Raw genomic sequence first — 18,714 nt, 5'->3', positions numbered from 1 at the left:
AAAAAGCTCCTTAATTACTTAAGGAGCTTTTTATGTTTTAATTTAAATTGATGGGTGTTTACCTATTTAGCCCGCTCAACGTACTCGCCGGTGCGGGTATCAACTTTTATTTTATCGCCCTGATTAACAAAAAGAGGTACTTTAATTTCTATTCCGTTTTCTGTAGTTGCTGTTTTCAACGCACCAGATGAGGTATCACCTTTAACGGCAGGTTCGGCATAGGTAATCTCCAGCTCCACAAAGTTGGGTGCTACGGCCATGATCGGTTCTTCGCTTTCAAACGAAACGATCACACTCATTCCTTCTTTCAGGAATTTCACCGCGGGCCCGAAAAGCGCTTTCGGGATATTATGCTGTTCGAAAGAGGTGTTATCCATGATCACCATGGCGTCGCCATCTTCATACAGGTATTGAAAATCGTTTGTTTCTACACGGCAAATTTCAACCTGTTCGTCGGTAGCCAAGCGGGCTTCAACAATTTTTCCTGTTTTTATGTTACGAAACTTATCCAGATAGAATGCTCCGCCTTTGCCTGGTGTACGATGCAGTACTTCTGTTACGGTTACCAGTTCGCCGTTGAAGCGTAGTATATTACCTACTTTGATTTCGGATGCTTTTGCCATGAAAATATAATTAGAAAATTTAAGCCCCAAAGATAGATTAACTTTGCTAATCACCTAAAATTAAAGCTCGAACCGTCAATATTAAGGGATTTTATAAAGAATCATAAAGTTTATTTAGTAAACCTTTATTAGATTTTTAATCTTTTCAGAAAATCATATTGTGTAGCATCTATTGTTCCATCACGTAATAAACATACATCAACAGTTATCATTCCGTTAAGCGATCTTATTTTTTTGATATAGTTTGACATATAGTCGCCAGTGTATCTTAAACCTGGTTGAGCCCAGCCATTGCCTAAGTAGGATAGTATATGCCATTTTATATTACTTGTTTTAAATTCTGGTGCAGGCAAACTTTCAAATTTATCTGATTCACCCCCTATATAATTGCCAATAGTATTGATACCGACTACATCTTTGGGACCTAAAAAATTAAATGCAACCAGCGCCTCCTTATTTCCGGCTTTCGCCGCGTTCAGATAGTTTTTCAATAAAGCATCGTTGTAGCCAATAAAATTATAACTACCATCAAACCACCATCCGGCTACCTTTTTTCCATATTGAAGGCTAATGCTCTTTATTACTCTGCTCCAACTTTTCACCCATCGTTCATCTGCCTTAAACTGCCCTTTATTTTCTGCCCTGCTACTCGGATTATCCAGCGCTAAACTTGCCTTGTTATCAGCACGGGGGCCATCACCGGTTACATATAAAAATAGCTTTATACCCTTTTTATTTAACGCGGCATACAGCTCAGAAATCAAATCCCTTTGACTTGTGGCTTCGCCACGTTTATAACCGGTTAGCTGTTCGTATGTAGAATTGGGGAAGCAGAAATATTTATCAATTTGCTCGCTGGTAATCACCATATAATCTGCATGAATTGCGGCCAATTCTTCGGCTATTTTTTTAACATTTAAATCATTTACACAATCATTCCAACTGGTTACTTTGCCCTGGTTCCATGGAGCCTTTGTATTCTGCAACCCGTTTAAATAATGAAAAAAGACCCCGAAATGAAGCGCTTTTTTGGCACGCTTTACTTTCTTTACCGGAGTTGCAAGGCAATTGATTTGTGTCAGTACTAAAACTAAGAGGAATAATTTTTTTACCTGTATTTTCATAAAGTATAGTTTGCTGATCAACCACAATTTGTTGGTTATGGTTTAATAATCAACTTTAATAACGTTAACAGAAAAAAATGTTGTCTGTTTAATTATTATAAATACTTATTTATTCCCCCTACAAATTTCCGTACGGATCCATAACGGTTCGGTTTGTAGTAATATTCATTTTCATCCGCGATCACTTTACAATATAATTATACCAATAATATAGGATTGTAATTGTACCTGCCTGCACTACACGCATCTGTACTGGAAAACCATCTTTATTTAAAGCATAAGTTAGGGTCCATTGATTTAGGGGATCAGTAAGCTTGTTATTGATATTTGATCCTGGATAGGTTAATCCAAAATGATAGGTCATAAAAAAAGGATAAAAGCCTGCAACCATTGAAAATGGCGACTTATTGGTGTCATAAGTATAGCTAAACCCCATCGACTCAATAACATTTTTCCTGTCATCATACTTATAATTGGTTGGACGCACATTACCATAATCAATTAAAACAAGCAAACCGTTATGCAAGTGATAGATAATGTTACCATTAAATTTGCCGGATATATAACTTGAAACCGTTGTTATACTATCGTTTGTATATTCAAATTTCAAGGCGCTAAATATTGTTTGATGAGTGTCGTACTGATCATATTCTATTAGACGGTCTTTTCCGTCATACTTGAAGCCGACAGTATCATTCGTTCCATAGGTGTTTTGTACAATCCTGTTTCTGTCATCATAGCTAAGGGTGTAAATCAAACGTTTGGTAGTATCGCGGTTTGATGATTCATAAACACTTACTGGCAGATAAACTTTGCTTGCCGGCGGTGGAGGTGGCGGCGGTGGCGGGTTCGGTTCGGCGGTATGTTTTTTTGAGCAGCTTACAATAAAAAGAGAGGCTGCAATAAATGCGAGAGTGACATGTCTGTTCATAATAATGTCGGTTTAATTGCAGATTAAATGTAAAAATAATTTATCAGATAATTGTTACACTAAAGAAGTTATTTATTTGCTAATAAGGCATTTATAATTAAAACTACAGCTCCTATCCTCTGGCATAGGCGGGTATCTCGCTAAGAGACCGGAATTAATTTGATTTATCTTATAGTCGATCCCCACATTATTTCAAACAAAAAAAACCCGATCAAATTGACCGGGTTTTTAGCTGTTGTGCGGAAGAAGGGACTCGAACCCCCACGCCGTGAAGCGCCAGATCCTAAGTCTGGTGCGGCTACCAATTACGCCACTTCCGCATTAGGATTTTTAACAGGTCGCAAAGATAGTGTTTAATGCTAAATTTTAAAACAAAATTTTAGTTTTTTAGCTATCCCCCTCATTTCGTTGCCATTAATTTAATGTTAAGGCTTGCATAATAGTCCTAAAGTAATCCGGGGCATATAGCAAACGGCTGCCGTACCACGAAAACATTTCACCGTCAACCAGGATGACCTTAGCATTAGGTAACAGCGTTTGAAATTCGTCTATATGTTTTTGCTTAAAGGGATACGGTTCTGATGATAAAAAGATCAGATCAGGATCAGTTGCTATTATTTCCTGAGAAGTTATTTCCGGGTACCGGTCTTTATTAATGACATTAGTTAGTCCACACTTTTTAAGCATACTGTCAATAAAAGTGCCGCTACCCGCAACCATATAAGGCTTGCGCCAAATAAAATAAGCTACTTTGAGATTTGTAACAGGTAATGCCAAGTTATTAAAGCGACTAACAATATCGCTGCATAAAGCATTGGCCTCCGTTTCACGGTTTATAAGGGAGCCTATAGAACTGATCATCTGCAGCGTGCTATCGAGGTCATAGATGTCACTTATCCAAACGGGACAAATGTTCATCAACTCTTCTACCTGGCTACGCTCATTTTCTTCCTTATTGGCAATGATCAGGTCTGGCTGTAAAACCCTGATCTGATCAATATTTAATTGCTTGGTACCCCCTACTTTTGTTCGGGCTTTAAATTTATCCTCCGGATGAATACAGAATTTGGTAACGCCAATAACCTCGGTATCAAGCCCTAAATGAAACAGCAATTCTGTCTGTGACGGTACTATAGATATGATCATTTTAGGAACTGCCGGCAAACTAACCACACGATTGAGCTGATCGTGAAAAACAGCCATGTTAAAACGCGTTTTTCTCGCCTTTCACCACATTCCAAACAGTTAGGAAGATGATCTTCATATCTAACAGGAACGACCAGTTTTCCAGGTACCAAACATCAGCTTCAACACGTTCCAACATGGCCTGGGTGGTTTGTGTTTCGCCCCTTAGCCCTTTGATCTGGGCCCAACCGGTAATACCAGGTTTAAGAAAGTGCCTTACCATGAAAGTATCTATCAGTTGCGAGTATTGTTGCGTATGGCTGATCATGTGCGGCCTTGGCCCTACTACAGACATATTACCTAAAAGCACATTAAAAAACTGTGGCAATTCGTCAATGCTTGTTTTACGGATGAATGCCCCTGTTTTGGTGATACGTGAGTCGCCACGTGTAGCCTGCTTTTTATCGGAATCATTATTTACCCGCATGCTACGGAATTTGTAACATTTAAATGGCTTATTATCGCGGCCTGAGCGTTCCTGAACAAAGAATATAGGGCCACTTGATTCCAGCTTGATCAAAATAGCCAGTATAGGGAACAACCAGCTAAAAACAAACAAAATGATGAACAGGGAAAAAGCTACGTCGAATAATCGCTTGATTGACCGGTTCAGCATATTCTCTAAAGGTTCTGGTCTTACTGATATTACCGGGATGTGCCCAAAACTTTGTATAAAGGTTGGTTTCTTGGCATAATCATAATACTCGGGGATAAATTTAAACCTGATTAAATTTTTATCTGCATCAAGCATCAACTTTTCGATAGTTTGGGCTTCAGAATTGGGAAGGGTGCAAAATATCTCATCAACCTTATTATTGAGCACCCAGTTAATGCAATCCTCGGTTCCGCCTAAATAAAGGCGTCTATCCATAATATGCTCGGCGCTGTCATCAAAAAAACCAACCAGGCTGTAGCCACGTTCTGGGTTTTGCTTAAAAAAACTATACAGATCTGACCCTATCCTGCCACCGCCGATAATAATTACCGCCCTTGTATCAATCAATGAAGCACGGTCACTTTTACGTATGGTGAGGAACACCAGTTTCCACAGCCCTAGCAAAAAGCCAAACAATGCCAGCGAATAAAACAGGTACTCGCGGGTTATAAAATAAGCCTTTGTCCCTATCAATATAATGATGGTGAAACAAATAAAACTTACAAACAAGAGATAGGTTTTAATTACACCACGATAGGTTTTTATAGAATCTTTGTTTAAAACATGTTCATATAAACCGGTGATGTTAGCAGATAGTAACCAGATTAAATTAAACACCAATACAATAGGCAGATATTTCCTGTTACTTATCCAAAAAATATACGATCTGTCTTCGATGAAGTAAGAAATCACCATGCTTATATTAAGTATAATATAGTCAATGGTAAGGTTCACTGCTTTAATAAAAGTAGCGTATCTGTGAATCATTTATTAGAGCTTATTATAGTAGAAAACACACGCTAAAATTAGCATAATTTATTTATATAGCAACCTGAAGGTTGAATGTTAAACGGGTAATAAAGCTGTAAAGTTGCTGCCCGCAAAATTATAAATTAAGAAAATCCATACAAAACCAAATATAAAACAATTAACCAAAAACAAAAGACATTGCAATACTATAAACAGCTTTTTTTATAAAAAAAGCAAGAATTATAAGCGCCCGTTTACAAGATCTTTTTCTAAAATTCCTTTGATATCGTATATAACTGATAAATCGTTTTTCTTTAACCCGCTGTAATTCAATTCAAGAAACTCCCGGTGCCCTACGGCAATAACTATAGCGTCGTAATTTCCGCGCAATTTATGGATATCTTTTACTGTATCAACATCATACTCCTGTTTAACTTCAAGTGGATCGGCCCAGGGATCATATATTTCACAATGAGCCTCAAAGCCGCTTAAAACTTTCACAATATCAATAACCCGGGTATTACGAACGTCGGGGCAATTTTCTTTAAAAGTAAAACCCAATACCAATATATTGGAGTGCTTAACTGATATATCATTTTTTATCATCAGTTTTATCACTTCAAGGGCTACGTAATTGCCCATACCGTCATTAAGCCTGCGTCCTGCCAGTATGATCTCGGGATGATAACCTACCTCCTGCGCCTTTTGTGCCAGGTAATAAGGATCAACACCGGTACAATGCCCGCCAACCAGTCCTGGTTTAAAATTCAGGAAATTCCATTTAGTACCGGCAGCTTCTAAAACAGCATGAGTATCAATATTCATCATGTTGAATATCTTAGCCAGCTCATTTACAAAGGCAATATTAATATCCCGTTGCGAATTCTCGATAACCTTGCACGCTTCAGCCACCTTTATGCTGGGAGCCTTATGCGTTCCTGCCGCTATGATGGACCTGTAAAGTCCGTCAATAAAATCGGCGGCCTCGGTTGTTGAGCCTGAGGTTACTTTTAAAATATTGGTAAGTGTGTGTACTTTATCGCCCGGATTTATACGTTCCGGTGAATATCCTGCAAAAAAATCGTTGTTAAATTTCAGTCCGGATGTTTGCTCCAATACCGGGATACAAACATCTTCTGTAGCACCAGGATACACGGTTGATTCATATATCACTACATCGCCGGCTTTAAGTACACTCCCTACACTTTTACTCGCTTTAACCAGCAAGCTCAAATCCGGGCGGTTATATTGATCAGTCGGGGTTGGTACGGCGATGATATAAATATTACATGAGGCAATATCCTGTACGGAAGATGTAAATATTAGGCCTTTACCCGCCCCTGCATCTGTTGTTAATACTGATGATAATACAGAAGAATCTGTCTCAAGGGTGCGATCAAAGGCTTTATTCAACTCATCAACACGGCTTTGCTTAATATCAAAGCCTTTTACAGGATATTTTTTGGCAAACTCTACGGCTAAGGGCAAACCAACATACCCTAATCCGATAATCGCGATATGAGTACTGGCTGGTGGTACAAATTTTTTAGAGAATTGATTTGACGATTGATCAATCATTTTTTATAGCTGTAGATCGTAAATATAATTTATTTTTTATGATGCCAAATCCGTTCTATTGATTATAGATCTGGTAAACCCCTTGAATAGTTTTATCTGCGGCAGAGCCCACCAGCAAAGTGGTGATCTTTTTTTCGATCATTAATTGTTCGGCCCGGCTCACAAATTCTTCACCATCAATAATAATGGGATTTGAGGTCATGATCTCGGCCACGGTTAATGTCGAAGTATCCGGATGTTGTAATAATGCCCTGCGCAAATCGCCGTCGGTAACTATTCCTTTAATAAAAGTAGCATCCCCTACCATCACCATCCCCAATCGCCCTGCAGACATACTGAGCAATAACTCCATAAAAGAGGCATTCTCATTTATAAAAGGCAGCTTATCCGTACGCATGAGGTCCTTTACCTTAACCAGTAGCTTACGCCCCAGGCTTCCACCGGGATGGAAACGGGCAAAATCATGTTGCTGAAAGCCACGTGATTCCATCAGGGCTATGGCCAGGGCATCGCCCATGACCAGGGCAGCCGTAGTTGATGAAGTAGGTGCCAGTTCAAGCGGACAAGCTTCTCTTGAAATTTTTATGTTCAAATGGTGGTGACTGTTCTTCGCCACTGTTGAATTCGGGTTGCCTGTAACACCAATAACGAGGTTCTTGTTCCAGGTTAAAAACGGGATGATCCTGAGCACCTCATCCGTCTCTCCCGAATAGGATATCAGCATCACCATATCATTAGAACTTACCATACCCAGATCGCCATGAAAAGCTTCGCCCGGGTGCAGAAAAAAGCTGGGTGTGCCCGTGCTGGCCAGCGTAGCGGCTATTTTTTTACCAATAAGACCCGATTTGCCTATCCCGATCACCACCAGTTTACCTGTAGATTCCAGTATAACATTAACTACCTTGGTAAACTCATCATCAATTAAGCCAGCCACGTGTTGTAACGACTCAATCTCAATATCAAAAACCCTTTTGGCAATATCTTTCATCCGAAGATAATTATTGAATTAGTGAATTATTGAATTTTGATTTTCATTCCGCCATGTATGTGAAATAATGCATATGAATGCCTCATCAAGACAATAACGGCGCTAATACTTTATCCAAATCATGAAGCTTAACCATATTTGGGCCATCGCTTAACGCATTATCCGGATCGGGATGTATCTCCATAAAATAGCCATCGGCCCCAAAAGCTTTAGCTGCTAAGGCCATCATCGGTACAAAGGTGCGGTCGCCACCGGTTTTGCCTCCTGCTCCACCCGGACGTTGCACAGAGTGGGTACAATCCATACAAACCGGATGTCCAAAAGCTTTCATATCATAAATGTTCCTGAAATCAACAGCCAGGTTATTGTATCCGTACATATTACCGCGTTCGGTTAATATCACCTGATCATTACCTGCTTCTAAAACCTTTTGCGCCGGGTAAAACATGTCCTGTCCCGACAAAAACTGGGCTTTTTTTATGTTCACTATTTTACCTGTTTGAGCAGCCGCTACCAGCAGATCGGTTTGACGGCATAAAAAAGCCGGGATCTGTAATATATCAACCACCTGGGCGGCTATAGCAGCCTGACCCGGTTCGTGAATATCGGTAGTTACCGGTAAGCCAAAACGATCTTTTACATTTTGCAGCATTTCCATTCCTTTTTCGATACCGGGACCACGATACGAGTGGATAGACGTACGGTTGGCCTTATCAAATGACGATTTAAATATTACCGGAACTTGATAACGCTCAGCTGCCTCGGCAACTTTCTCGGCTACCTGGTATAACAGCTCCTGGTTTTCCATTACACAGGGTCCTAATATAAAGAACGGCTTTTGCCGCATTTGTTCAAACAACATGATGTGGTATTTTATAGTATAAGAGGCAAAGATAGTGATAAGCATGAATTAAAAAACAGACACAGATTTCACCGGTCAAAACAATTGGTAATAATTCAAGTCATTTGATAATATTCATGTAATAGTGCTTACTAAATTCGTGTTAATTCAATAACATTCTTGAAATTCGTGCTATGAATTATTTTGAATTTTACGGCATACCTGAATCTTTTGATATCGACGCGGCCCTGCTGAAAAAGAAATTTTATGCATTAAGCAAGCAATATCATCCGGATTTTTATGCCGGCGAAGATGAGGCCAAACAGCAGGAAATATTGGAATTATCTACGCTAAATAACAAGGCTTACCAGGTACTTTCGGACCCGGCACGCCGTATGGAATATATTTTAAAGCTGCATGACCTGGTATCTGAAGGGGCAAAACCACAACTTCCGGCAGATTTTTTAATGGAAATGATGGATATTAATGAACGCCTGATGGAAGTTGATGATGCTGAACAGCTGGCTGCGGTTACTACAGAAGTACTTGCTATTGAGGGAGATATTAATGACAAACTCGCCAGTCTTACTTCCGGTTATGAGCAGTTGGATCATACCGCCCAGGAAAGCAGGCGTAATGAAATAGCAGAAATTTATTATAGACAAAAATATCTGTTGCGAATTAAAGAGAGTTTAGATACATTTGCAGCCCGCTTGTAAGGAATACCAATACAAGTAGAGTATGCCCAGCTGGCGGAATTGGTAGACGCGCTGGTCTCAAACACCTGTGGGAAACCGTGCCGGTTCGACTCCGGCGCTGGGTACAGGAAAGTTTAGGTACTACCTAACTTTACTGTAATAATTAAAAAACCCTCTTTACGATATGTAAAGAGGGTTTTTTAATTAATTTTGAATATGTACGAATTGTTATGCAATCATATTGAACAACATGTCCATCTTACTGAGGCGGAACTTTCCGGCTTTACGACATTGTTTGAATTGAAAAACATCAGTAAAAAACAAATACTTCTAAAAGCGGGCGAAGTTTGCAGGTTTGAAGGCTTTGTTACAAAGGGTATGTTCCGGGTTTATCATATTGACAAAAATGCGGCAGAACAAATACTCTATTTTGCCATAGAAAACTGGTGGATCACGGATATTGACAGCTTTACCAATGAAAGGCCATCACAGCTTTTTATTGAGGCAATTGAAGATAGTGAGGTACTTGTAATTTCAAAAAAGGACAAGGAATTTGCTTATGCTAATTTACCAAAAATAGAGAAGTTATTCCGGGTAATGACCCAAAAAACCCATGTTGCCCTGCAAAGAAGAATGATAGATAATTTAGGTAAAACAGCCGATCAACGCTATGCTGATTTTATAGAAAGATATCCCCAACTCTTCAGGCGCCTTTCTAATCTTCAAATTGCAGCTTACCTTGGCATCAGTCACGAGTTTTTGAGTAAAATAAGAAATAAGATCGCTCATAAAAAAATAGGCTGAATTTCATTTATTGAACTTGTTCAACCTTTTTAGGCTTTTGATGACCGCATCTTTGCTGTGTCATTAAAAACAACAAAAAATGAAACCTTTTATTTCAGCAGCTTTTTTAATTATTTTAATCTTATTCAAAATGGACGTACAGGCACAAAGCTTTAAAACGATTGAAGCAAACAATCTTAAACTACAGGTTTACAACGCATCAGAAAATAGTTTTGGTGTAGCTTCGGTCATCGTATCCGGAAAAACCGATGCGGTTCTGATCGACGCACAATTTACCCTGGCAGACGCTGAAAAGGTAGCCCAGGAAATCAAAAATTCAGGTAAAAAATTAACCGCTATTTATGTTTCTTATGGGGACCCTGATTTCTACTTCGGATTGGAAGTATTCAAAAAATATTTCCCTGAAGTAACGGCTTATGCTTCACCGGCAACCGTAGAACATATTAAAGCGACGGCTCAAAAGAAATTAGATGTTTGGGGTGGCCAATTAGGTAATAAAGTTACGTCAAACGTTATTTTACCGCAGGTGTTAAAAAGAAACAGCATTGACCTGGAAGGCCAGAAACTAGAGATCATAGGTTTAGAAGAATTTCCGGCTAAAACTTTTGTCTGGATACCTTCCATCAAAGCCGTGATAGGTGGTATCAACGTATTTGGAACCACTTTTCATCTTTGGATGGCTGATGCACAAACAGCTGAAGCCCGTAAAGAATGGGTCAGCGTTTTAGACAAAATTGAGGCATTACATCCTGCTATCGTGGTTCCCGCACACGCTAATTCTGCAAGCCCGTTCGACGAGAGCGCAGTGAAACATACAAAAGATTATATCCAGTTCTACGAAGAAGCTTTGAAAACCGACAAAACATCACCAGCCCTGATCACTGCGTTAAAAGCAAAATACCCTTCGCTTACTTTTGATATCGCTTTGCAAATAGGCGCAAAAGTAAACACGGGCGAAATGAAATGGTAAAATTATCAACCTTGTTCAACCTGGCAATGTTTATCGCGCTGTCAGGTTGTTCCTTAAATAAAAAGGAAAATGACAAATTTAGAGATCGTAAGGAGCACTTATGAAGGGGGAACCTCCGAAGAAAACGGCAAAAACCTAGCTAAGTATGTATCAGAAAACATCAGCTGGACCGAAGCTAAGGGCTTTCCTTATGCTGGTACTTACATTGGTTTAGAAGAAGTTACCAGGAACGTCTTTTACCGCTTAGGCAGCGAATGGATAGATTATAAATTTACGCCCGAAGACTATGTTGCCGGCGATGATAAGGTAGTTGCCTACGGCACTTACACGGGAACCAACAAAGCTACAGGTAAGTATTTTGAGGCAAGGGTAGCTCACGTTTGGAAATTGAAAGGCGGGAAAATTAACAGCTTTGAGCAATTTGTTGATAGCCAGCCCGTAAACAATTCTATGAAGCAATAGGGGTATTCGTTGCGTTGATCATTTTTGTGTACCAGATAAATTAGGGGTCAGTAATACCGTATTTAATTGGGAAGCCGGTTTGAAACTGGCTTCCCAATTAAAATTTATATCGAACTGATATCCCAAAGTGAATGCCAGTTAGTACCTAATTGGGAAGTTAAGAAAATTAATACAACACCATACTGGAAACATCGTATCGTTGACCAATTTTTATTGATATCGGTTTTTGCTTTTTCAGACTCCATTCTATCAATCAAAAGTGAAAGGTTTTCAAGCAGATCTTCTCCAGCTGAGGATTAAATAAAAAAGGAAATTTGTTAAAAAAATGCCGTTTAATATTGCTAATTAAGTACGGCCTTTGTAAAGCTGATGGCCGATTTTTATTCTTGACTTTACATACAGGAAATAACACATATATAAATTACCAATTTTCGATTCAAGTCAAACCCGCCGAAGGCAAAACCTGAGCGGTTACTGACCTTTATCTAACTCACTATAAATCCTATTATTTACTTATTTTCAATTGGTTGAAATTGTATAATTGAAAGCTTCTATATAACTAAAATATTAAATCATGGTGCCGAATATTTTATATTTAATGATCCAATCCTATTGCAAATAATTAATTGTTTTAATTTGCAGTAGGTTACAAATTAATTGTGAAAATACTGATCGTAGAAGATGAAGAACGCATAGCCAGTTTGGTAAGGCGGGGTCTGGAAGAACAGGGCCATATTGCCGTTGTGGCTTACGATGGACTGAGTGGTAAGAAGCTGGCTTTGCAAAACGATTATGACCTGGTAATTTCAGATATTATTTTACCTCACCTCACAGGGATCGAACTATGCCGGGAAATTAGGATGGCCAAGCCTGACCTTCCTGTTATTCTGCTTACGGCTTTAGGAACAACTGACGATAAGGTGGATGGCTTTGATGCCGGGGCAGACGATTATTTAGTAAAACCCTTTGACTTCCGCGAACTGTTAGTACGTATAAGGGCGGTAATGAACCGTAAAGGCGGCAAATCAACTACCCAACCAGTTATTTTAAAATACGCCGATCTGGAATTAAACAACCAGACCAAAATTGTGAGTCGTTCGGGTAAGGAGATTAGCCTTACACCAAAAGAATTGAAACTGCTGGAATACATGATGCAAAATAGCGAAAGGGTTTTATCCAGGGTGGAAATTGCGGAAAAGGTATGGGACACCCATTTTGATACAGGAACAAACTTCATTGATGTCTATATCAATTACCTGCGAAAAAAAATCGACAAGGACTTTAGCAGCAAGCTCATCCATACTAAATCCGGTTTGGGCTTTATTTTTAAAGAAGAAACATGACCATACGCAATAAACTCACTTTGCTGTTTACCTCCATTATCGCCGCCTTGTTATTGGCCTTTGCATTGGTGGTCTATTTCTCCTTTTCAAAAAACAGAGAGAATGAATATTACAACTCTTTACGCCACACTGCCATCAATAAAGCGAATCTCTTGTTGGATGCCAAAGTTGCCCCTTCGGTATTACAACTGATCTACCGAAACGCTGAAAACTCCTTGTTTAAAGAAGAAGTAGCCATTTATGACACCTCCTTTAACCTATTATATCATGATGCGGTGGATATCGACCAGGTAAAGGAAACCCGGCGGATGATAGATGAGATTGTCCAAAAAAAGGAGATCAGGTTTTACCAGGGGGAGATGCAGGTTGTAGGTATTTTTTACCATCACCATGACCAGGATTATGTGATCACAGCGATAGCCAATGACCAGGGAGGCTATGTAAAACTTCGCAACCTAAAATATACCTTGATCATCTCGTTTTTTGTAGCGGTATTCCTGATCTATATAGCTGGTCATGTTTTTTCGAGCAAAGCTTTAAAACCGGTCTCTGATATGGTAGATAAGGTAGAGGAAATAACGGCTACCAATTTGGACCTGCGTATCGATACCGGAAAAGAAAAAGATGAGATCAGCGAACTGGCGGTTACTTTTAATGAAATGCTCAACCGGCTGGAAAAATCTTTTGACGCGCAAAAGGAGTTTGTATCCAATATTTCGCATGAACTGCGTACTCCGCTTACGGCTATGCTCACTGAATTGCAGGTTGCGGTAGAAAAAGAAAGGAGTAACGAATCCTATAAAGCATCCATTCATCATGCCATCAGCGACGCGCAAAAGCTGGTACGCTTATCCAATAGCCTGCTCGACCTGGCTAAAGCCAATTATGACCATACAGAAATCGCTTTTAGGGAACTGCGTTTGGACGAGGTGATCCTTGATGCCCGGAATGATGCCCTACACGACCAGCCGAATTGCAAGATCAATATCTTGTTTGAAGGGGAAATGGATGACGATAATGATGTTTCTGTCAGGGGCAATGAATATCTGTTAAAGGTAGCATTTATGAACCTGATGGAAAACGGCTGTAAGTTTTCGGCAGAGCGGGAGACTTCTGTAGCGATCTCCTATTTTAAAGATAAAACCATTCTGCATTTCCGGGATAACGGTATCGGGATAGCTGAGCCGGAATTGCAGCACATCTTTGATGCTTTTTACCGGGGGGCCAATCAGCAATTTGCCGGGGGAAATGGCATAGGGCTATCGCTCACCAAGAAGATCATCGAGTTGCACAAAGGAAGTATCTCGGTAGCATCCGGGATTAACAAAGGCACCACATTTACTATTGAACTGCCTCACTTATGAAACATCATTTGCTCCATGCTTCTGATGCTATAATTCTAATGAATTTCTAATTTTTTTCTAATAGTCCTCTAACGGACCTTGCTAAAACGGCCATCTACCTTTGCGTCGTAAATAATCGCTGTCTCAGGCAGTAACTATGTATTGATTAAAAGCAAGGTCATTATGAAAAAAAATGTGTTCTCCCCTATAGCGCTTATTGGCTGTCTACTCATCATGGCTGCCTGCCATCAACCGGAAGCAGCCAAAGAAACAAGCGATTATACTTTATCCGGCGATACGATCCAGGTAATGCCAAACTCCAAACTCGCGGGCAAGCTTAAAAACGATGTGGTGAAAGAGCAATCGTATCGCTTACAACTATTGACAGCGGGTACAGTAAAAGCTATCCCAACGCAGTATGCCGAGATCGCCCCGCCATTTTCGGGCCGGATCACCAAATCCTATTTAAAGCTGGGGATGCGTACCACCCCGGAAACGCCTTTGTTTGAAGTAAGTTCTCCCGATTTTATCACCGCGCAAAAGATATTTTTCCAGGAGAAATCACAGCTGCAGCTGGCAGAAAAAACATTGAAAAGACAACAGGACCTAACGGCGCATGGTGTGGGCACGCAAAAAGACATGGAAGAAGCCAAAACCGCTTACGAGGTAGAAAAAAAGGAATATGAAAACGCGGTGATTGGCATAAAGATATTCAAGGCCGATCCTGATCAGCTGGTACTGGGCCAACCGCTGGTGGTGCGTTCGCCAATTGCCGGGCAGGTGATCGAAAACAAGGTGGTACTTGGTCAATTCATCAAAAATGATGCGACCAGCGTGGCAACCGTAGCCGAACTATCCAAGGTTTGGGTGGCTGGGCAGATCAAGGAAAAAGATATCCGCTTTATCCATGAATTGGACGAATGTTCCATTCAGATCGCCGCCTTACCCGAAAAACAGGTTAAGGGCAAAGTTTATCATGTGAATGATATGGTGGATGAAGACACGCGCAGTGTACAGGTATTGATCGAATGTAACAATGCAGATCGTACACTAAAACCGGGTATGTATGTTACTGTAGATTTTGACAATGCACCTTCCCAGGTTATCCTGATCCCTACCACCGCCGTATTGCAAATGAACGATGAAAGCTTTGTATTTACAGAACCGGCACCTGGCAAATATGTAAAACGAAAAATTGAAACAGCCAATACTGATCATGACCAGGTAGTGATCAAATCTGGTTTAAAACCAGGCGACCGGATCCTGACCTCTGGTGGCTTTTACCTGTTGGATGCTAAATAAAATACAGCCATTATGAAGAAACTAATTTTTACCGCTATAAAAAAGCGCTGGCTTTTCGCAGCATTGTTCGTCCTGCTGGCCATGTTTGGCTATTATTCCTGGACACAATTATCCGTAGAGGCTTATCCTGATATTGCCGACGTTACTTCACAGGTAGTGACACAGGTACCCGGCCTTGCTGCCGAAGAGGTGGAGCAACAGATCACCATTCCCGTAGAAAGGGCCTTAAACGGAATGCCGGGTATGCACGTGATGCGTAGCAAAAGTACATTCGGCCTTTCTATCATCACTATTGTTTTTGAAGATGGAATTGAGGATTACTGGGCCAGGCAACGCATTACCGAGCGCCTGGGCGATGTCACGCTGCCCTATGGCGCGCAGCCCGGTCTTGATCCGCTTACCTCACCCATCGGGGAGATCTATCGTTATATCATCGAAAGCAAAAATCATGACCTGCGTGAGATCACCGACCTGCAAACCTGGACAATTATTCCCCGCATCAAACAAGTAGCAGGTGTTGCCGATGTGACCAACTTTGGCGGTATCACCACGCAATACCAGCTGGAAGTTGATCCCGGTAAGCTGGAACAATACAAACTTTCCCTTACCGATATACAAACTGCTATCAATAATAACAATGCCAACGCAGGCGGGAGTGTACTCACACGGGGCGACCTGGGTTATGTAGTACGGGGCATCGGCCTGGTAAAAACGCTGGAGGGTTTGGGTAACGTCGTTGTTAAGTCGGTAAATGGCGTACCTGTTTTTTTAAAGGACGTAGGTACTTTGAAATACGGCAACCTGGAACGCAAAGGCATTTTAGGTTATACCGACCGTAAAGTAAACTACAGCGAAGGCGATGAAGGCATCGTGCTGCTGTTAAAAGGCGAAAACCCATCAAAAGTATTAGAGGGCATCCATGCCGCTGTAGAAGACCTGAATAAAAATATATTACCCCAAGGTGTACGGATCAGGCCATATATAGACCGGACGAGTCTGGTTGACACCACTTTGCATACTGTATCGCATACACTACTGGAAGGCATGACCCTGGTTATTATTGTGCTGATTGTTTTTCTGGGTAACTGGCGCGGCGCATTGATCGTGGCCATCACTATTCCGCTGGCCTTACTGGTTGCTTTTATATTGATGCACTTTACCCATATCCCGGCTAACCTGCTTTCGCTTGGTGCCATTGACTTTGGGATCATTGTAGACGGGGCCATTGTGATGATGGAAACCATTTTGAAAAAGCGGGAGGAAAGCCCTACGGAAGAATTGCACGAAGCAACAATTGGGCAAAGGGCCTTGGCTGTTGCCAAACCCATTTTGTTCTCTACCGTTATCATCATTACCGCCTACCTGCCCCTGTTCTCTTTTGAAAGGGTAGAAAAGAAATTATTTACCCCGATGGCTTTCACCGTGGGTTTTGCATTGCTGGGTGCATTGGCGGTCGCGCTGTTGCTGATACCGGGGCTGGCTTATGCCGTTTACCGGAAACCCCGTAAACTGTTCCACAACAAATGGCTGGAAAAATTAACCACAGCCTATTTTGAAGGCGGTAAAAAGGTGATGAAAAAACCACAACAAGTTTTTATTCCATTGGCCATTGCCTTAATTGGCGCAGTAATCCTTTCCATCACCGTAGGTAAAGATTTTTTACCCCCACTGGACGAAGGCTCTATATGGTTACAGGTGCAATTGCCTCCCGGCGTATCCTTACAGAAATCGAAAGAAATGAGCGATACTTTACGGCAGCATACCATGAAGTATAGCGAAGTAACCTATATGATGGTGCAGGCCGGGCGTAATGACGACGGTACCGATCCCTGGACAGCCTCGCACTTTGAATGCAGTATTGGCATTAAACCTTACAGCGAATGGAAGAACGGCAGGACAAAAGCCGACCTGATCAACGATCTGGCCAAAGAATATGCAACTATGCCGGGCTATACGGTCGGATTCAGTCAACCGATGATCGATGGCGTAATGGATAAAATTGCAGGCGCGCACAGCGAGCTGGTGGTAAAAATATATGGAGAAGATTTTAAAGAAACCCGCCGTATTGCAGAAAATGTCATGACCACGATTAAAAGCATCAAAGGTGCTGCCGATGTGGCCATTGACCAGGAGCCGCCATTACCCCAATTGCAGATATCTGTTGATCGTGATGCCGTGGCCCGTTACGGCCTTAATGTAAGCGACGTATCTGAACTGATCGAAGTAGCCATTGGTGGCAAAGCTATATCACAGGTGTTTTCCGGCAATAAGGTTTATGACGTGATCTGCCGCTATAATGAAGAAAGCCGTAATACACCAGAGAAAATTGCTAACCTGATGCTTACTTCTCAAACAGGTGCCAAAATCCCGTTGTCGCAAATTGCAACCGTAAAAACTGCAACAGGTGAAAGTACTATTACCAGGGAATTAAATAAACGTCATTTGACCGTTAAACTCAATTTGCGTGGGACTGATCTGACCGCTTTTTTAAATGAAGCGCAAAGCAAAATTGAAAATACCATCAAATACGATCACGACAAGTATACGATCAAATGGGGTGGGCAATTTGAAAACCAGAACCGGGCCTATGCCAAGCTGATGGTGATTGTACCGCTGGCATTGGCTATCATGTTCTTATTACTGTACGGGGCATTCGGCAAATTCCGCCAGGCTGGGCTGATCTTATCTATTGTACCGTTGGCTTTATTCGGCGGTATGCTGGCATTGAACATCAGGGGAATGACCTTGAATGTGTCATCGGCCGTAGGGTTCATCGCCTTGTTTGGTGTAGCCATACAGAATGGCGTGATACTGATCTCGCACATCAATGACCTGAGGAAAAAAGGATACGATTTACTAAAAGCTGTTGTAGAGGGAGCCGAAGACCGTTTTCGACCAGTATTAATGACCGCCACTGTTGCAGCATTGGGTTTGCTGCCCGCATCGCTGGCAACAGGCATCGGTTCTGATGTACAAAGGCCATTGGCTACAGTAATTGTATACGGATTGTTTGTAGCAACAGCTATCACCCTTTTTGTGCTGCCTGCCCTGTATTACATGCTGGAAAGCAAATGGGGAAAGGATGATTTTAAACCGGCAGAACCTCAGAAATAA

The 18,714-nt window shown here is 41.2% G+C and carries 16 protein-coding genes and 2 tRNA genes; 9 read left to right on the top strand and 9 right to left on the bottom strand.

The genetic code is table 11. The features are described 5' to 3' along the window. Positions 1 to 62: 62 nt before the first annotated feature. The 9 genes from efp to kdsA form a co-directional block, all read right to left on the bottom strand. Positions 63 to 623 carry an elongation factor P gene (efp, locus tag AC57BQ_RS07200; protein WP_496405629.1) on the bottom strand — a complete coding sequence of 187 codons (561 nt, stop codon included), beginning with the start codon at positions 621 to 623 and terminating at the stop codon, positions 63 to 65. A gap of 128 nt (positions 624 to 751) precedes the next feature. Further along, entirely contained in the window at positions 752 to 1,747 is a 996-nt protein-coding gene (locus AC57BQ_RS07195; protein WP_496405628.1) for an alpha-L-fucosidase, read from the bottom strand. Positions 1,748 to 1,928: 181 nt separating this feature from the next. Further along, a complete protein-coding gene (locus AC57BQ_RS07190) occupies positions 1,929 to 2,678 on the bottom strand; it encodes a hypothetical protein (RefSeq protein ID WP_496405627.1) in 750 nt (249 codons plus the stop codon). A gap of 238 nt (positions 2,679 to 2,916) precedes the next feature. Then, a tRNA-Leu gene (locus tag AC57BQ_RS07185) sits at positions 2,917 to 2,998 on the bottom strand. A gap of 94 nt (positions 2,999 to 3,092) precedes the next feature. Further along, positions 3,093 to 3,881: an ABC transporter substrate-binding protein gene (locus AC57BQ_RS07180; RefSeq protein ID WP_496405626.1), complete on the bottom strand. Its 789-nt coding sequence runs from the start codon at positions 3,879 to 3,881 to the stop codon at positions 3,093 to 3,095. Position 3,882: 1 nt separating this feature from the next. Continuing rightward, a complete protein-coding gene (locus AC57BQ_RS07175) occupies positions 3,883 to 5,286 on the bottom strand; it encodes an undecaprenyl-phosphate glucose phosphotransferase (protein WP_496405625.1) in 1,404 nt (467 codons plus the stop codon). A 222-nt stretch (positions 5,287 to 5,508) separates the two neighbouring features. Further along, positions 5,509 to 6,846, bottom strand: coding sequence for a nucleotide sugar dehydrogenase (locus AC57BQ_RS07170; protein ID WP_496405624.1), 1,338 nt, complete (start codon positions 6,844 to 6,846; stop codon positions 5,509 to 5,511). Positions 6,847 to 6,901: 55 nt separating this feature from the next. Further along, positions 6,902 to 7,837: a KpsF/GutQ family sugar-phosphate isomerase gene (locus AC57BQ_RS07165; protein WP_496405623.1), complete on the bottom strand. Its 936-nt coding sequence runs from the start codon at positions 7,835 to 7,837 to the stop codon at positions 6,902 to 6,904. Positions 7,838 to 7,922: 85 nt separating this feature from the next. Then, on the bottom strand, positions 7,923 to 8,744 hold the full coding sequence (gene kdsA, locus AC57BQ_RS07160; RefSeq protein WP_496405622.1) for a 3-deoxy-8-phosphooctulonate synthase: 822 nt from the start codon (positions 8,742 to 8,744) through the stop codon (positions 7,923 to 7,925). A gap of 128 nt (positions 8,745 to 8,872) precedes the next feature. Between kdsA and hscB the strand changes: the two genes are divergently transcribed. From hscB to AC57BQ_RS07115, 9 genes are all read left to right on the top strand, one after another. Continuing rightward, on the top strand, positions 8,873 to 9,397 hold the full coding sequence (hscB, locus tag AC57BQ_RS07155; protein ID WP_496405621.1) for a Fe-S protein assembly co-chaperone HscB: 525 nt from the start codon (positions 8,873 to 8,875) through the stop codon (positions 9,395 to 9,397). A 24-nt stretch (positions 9,398 to 9,421) separates the two neighbouring features. Further along, positions 9,422 to 9,501, top strand: a tRNA-Leu gene (locus tag AC57BQ_RS07150). Positions 9,502 to 9,592: 91 nt separating this feature from the next. Then, positions 9,593 to 10,180: a Crp/Fnr family transcriptional regulator gene (locus AC57BQ_RS07145; RefSeq protein WP_496405620.1), complete on the top strand. Its 588-nt coding sequence runs from the start codon at positions 9,593 to 9,595 to the stop codon at positions 10,178 to 10,180. Between the two features lie 79 nt (positions 10,181 to 10,259). After that, positions 10,260 to 11,150, top strand: coding sequence for an MBL fold metallo-hydrolase (locus AC57BQ_RS07140; RefSeq protein ID WP_496405619.1), 891 nt, complete (start codon positions 10,260 to 10,262; stop codon positions 11,148 to 11,150). A 69-nt stretch (positions 11,151 to 11,219) separates the two neighbouring features. Further along, positions 11,220 to 11,612 (top strand): nuclear transport factor 2 family protein, encoded by a 393-nt coding sequence (locus AC57BQ_RS07135; protein ID WP_496405618.1) that lies wholly within the window; start codon positions 11,220 to 11,222, stop codon positions 11,610 to 11,612. A 659-nt stretch (positions 11,613 to 12,271) separates the two neighbouring features. Further along, positions 12,272 to 12,955: a response regulator transcription factor gene (locus tag AC57BQ_RS07130; protein WP_496405617.1), complete on the top strand. Its 684-nt coding sequence runs from the start codon at positions 12,272 to 12,274 to the stop codon at positions 12,953 to 12,955. Next, positions 12,952 to 14,319: a sensor histidine kinase gene (locus AC57BQ_RS07125; protein ID WP_496405616.1), complete on the top strand. Its 1,368-nt coding sequence runs from the start codon at positions 12,952 to 12,954 to the stop codon at positions 14,317 to 14,319. Before AC57BQ_RS07130 ends, AC57BQ_RS07125 begins: the two co-directional genes overlap by 4 nt. 162 nt (positions 14,320 to 14,481) lie before the next feature. Next, on the top strand, positions 14,482 to 15,600 hold the full coding sequence (locus AC57BQ_RS07120) for an efflux RND transporter periplasmic adaptor subunit (protein WP_496405615.1): 1,119 nt from the start codon (positions 14,482 to 14,484) through the stop codon (positions 15,598 to 15,600). Between the two features lie 12 nt (positions 15,601 to 15,612). Continuing rightward, positions 15,613 to 18,714 (top strand): efflux RND transporter permease subunit, encoded by a 3,102-nt coding sequence (locus AC57BQ_RS07115; RefSeq protein ID WP_496405614.1) that lies wholly within the window; start codon positions 15,613 to 15,615, stop codon positions 18,712 to 18,714.

It is taken from the genome of Mucilaginibacter sp. BGA-UO-ETr-C110, assembly GCF_059567985.1.
This window is presented reverse-complemented; position numbering and strand designations above follow the sequence as displayed.

What these genes read in the sequence shown, in the direction of transcription:
- AC57BQ_RS07135 (WP_496405618.1), top strand. Translation starts at nt 11,220, where the DNA reads ATGACAAATTTAGAGATCGTAAGGAGCACTTATGAAGGGGGAACCTCC.
- hscB (WP_496405621.1), top strand. Translation starts at nt 8,873, where the DNA reads ATGAATTATTTTGAATTTTACGGCATACCTGAATCTTTTGATATCGAC.
- AC57BQ_RS07190 (WP_496405627.1), bottom strand. Translation starts at nt 2,678, where the DNA reads ATGAACAGACATGTCACTCTCGCATTTATTGCAGCCTCTCTTTTTATT.
- AC57BQ_RS07145 (WP_496405620.1), top strand. Translation starts at nt 9,593, where the DNA reads ATGTACGAATTGTTATGCAATCATATTGAACAACATGTCCATCTTACT.
- AC57BQ_RS07170 (WP_496405624.1), bottom strand. Translation starts at nt 6,846, where the DNA reads ATGATTGATCAATCGTCAAATCAATTCTCTAAAAAATTTGTACCACCA.
- AC57BQ_RS07115 (WP_496405614.1), top strand. Translation starts at nt 15,613, where the DNA reads ATGAAGAAACTAATTTTTACCGCTATAAAAAAGCGCTGGCTTTTCGCA.
- efp (WP_496405629.1), bottom strand. Translation starts at nt 623, where the DNA reads ATGGCAAAAGCATCCGAAATCAAAGTAGGTAATATACTACGCTTCAAC.
- AC57BQ_RS07140 (WP_496405619.1), top strand. Translation starts at nt 10,260, where the DNA reads ATGAAACCTTTTATTTCAGCAGCTTTTTTAATTATTTTAATCTTATTC.
- AC57BQ_RS07165 (WP_496405623.1), bottom strand. Translation starts at nt 7,837, where the DNA reads ATGAAAGATATTGCCAAAAGGGTTTTTGATATTGAGATTGAGTCGTTA.
- AC57BQ_RS07125 (WP_496405616.1), top strand. Translation starts at nt 12,952, where the DNA reads ATGACCATACGCAATAAACTCACTTTGCTGTTTACCTCCATTATCGCC.
- AC57BQ_RS07180 (WP_496405626.1), bottom strand. Translation starts at nt 3,881, where the DNA reads ATGGCTGTTTTTCACGATCAGCTCAATCGTGTGGTTAGTTTGCCGGCA.
- AC57BQ_RS07195 (WP_496405628.1), bottom strand. Translation starts at nt 1,747, where the DNA reads ATGAAAATACAGGTAAAAAAATTATTCCTCTTAGTTTTAGTACTGACA.
- kdsA (WP_496405622.1), bottom strand. Translation starts at nt 8,744, where the DNA reads ATGCTTATCACTATCTTTGCCTCTTATACTATAAAATACCACATCATG.
- AC57BQ_RS07175 (WP_496405625.1), bottom strand. Translation starts at nt 5,286, where the DNA reads ATGATTCACAGATACGCTACTTTTATTAAAGCAGTGAACCTTACCATT.
- AC57BQ_RS07120 (WP_496405615.1), top strand. Translation starts at nt 14,482, where the DNA reads ATGAAAAAAAATGTGTTCTCCCCTATAGCGCTTATTGGCTGTCTACTC.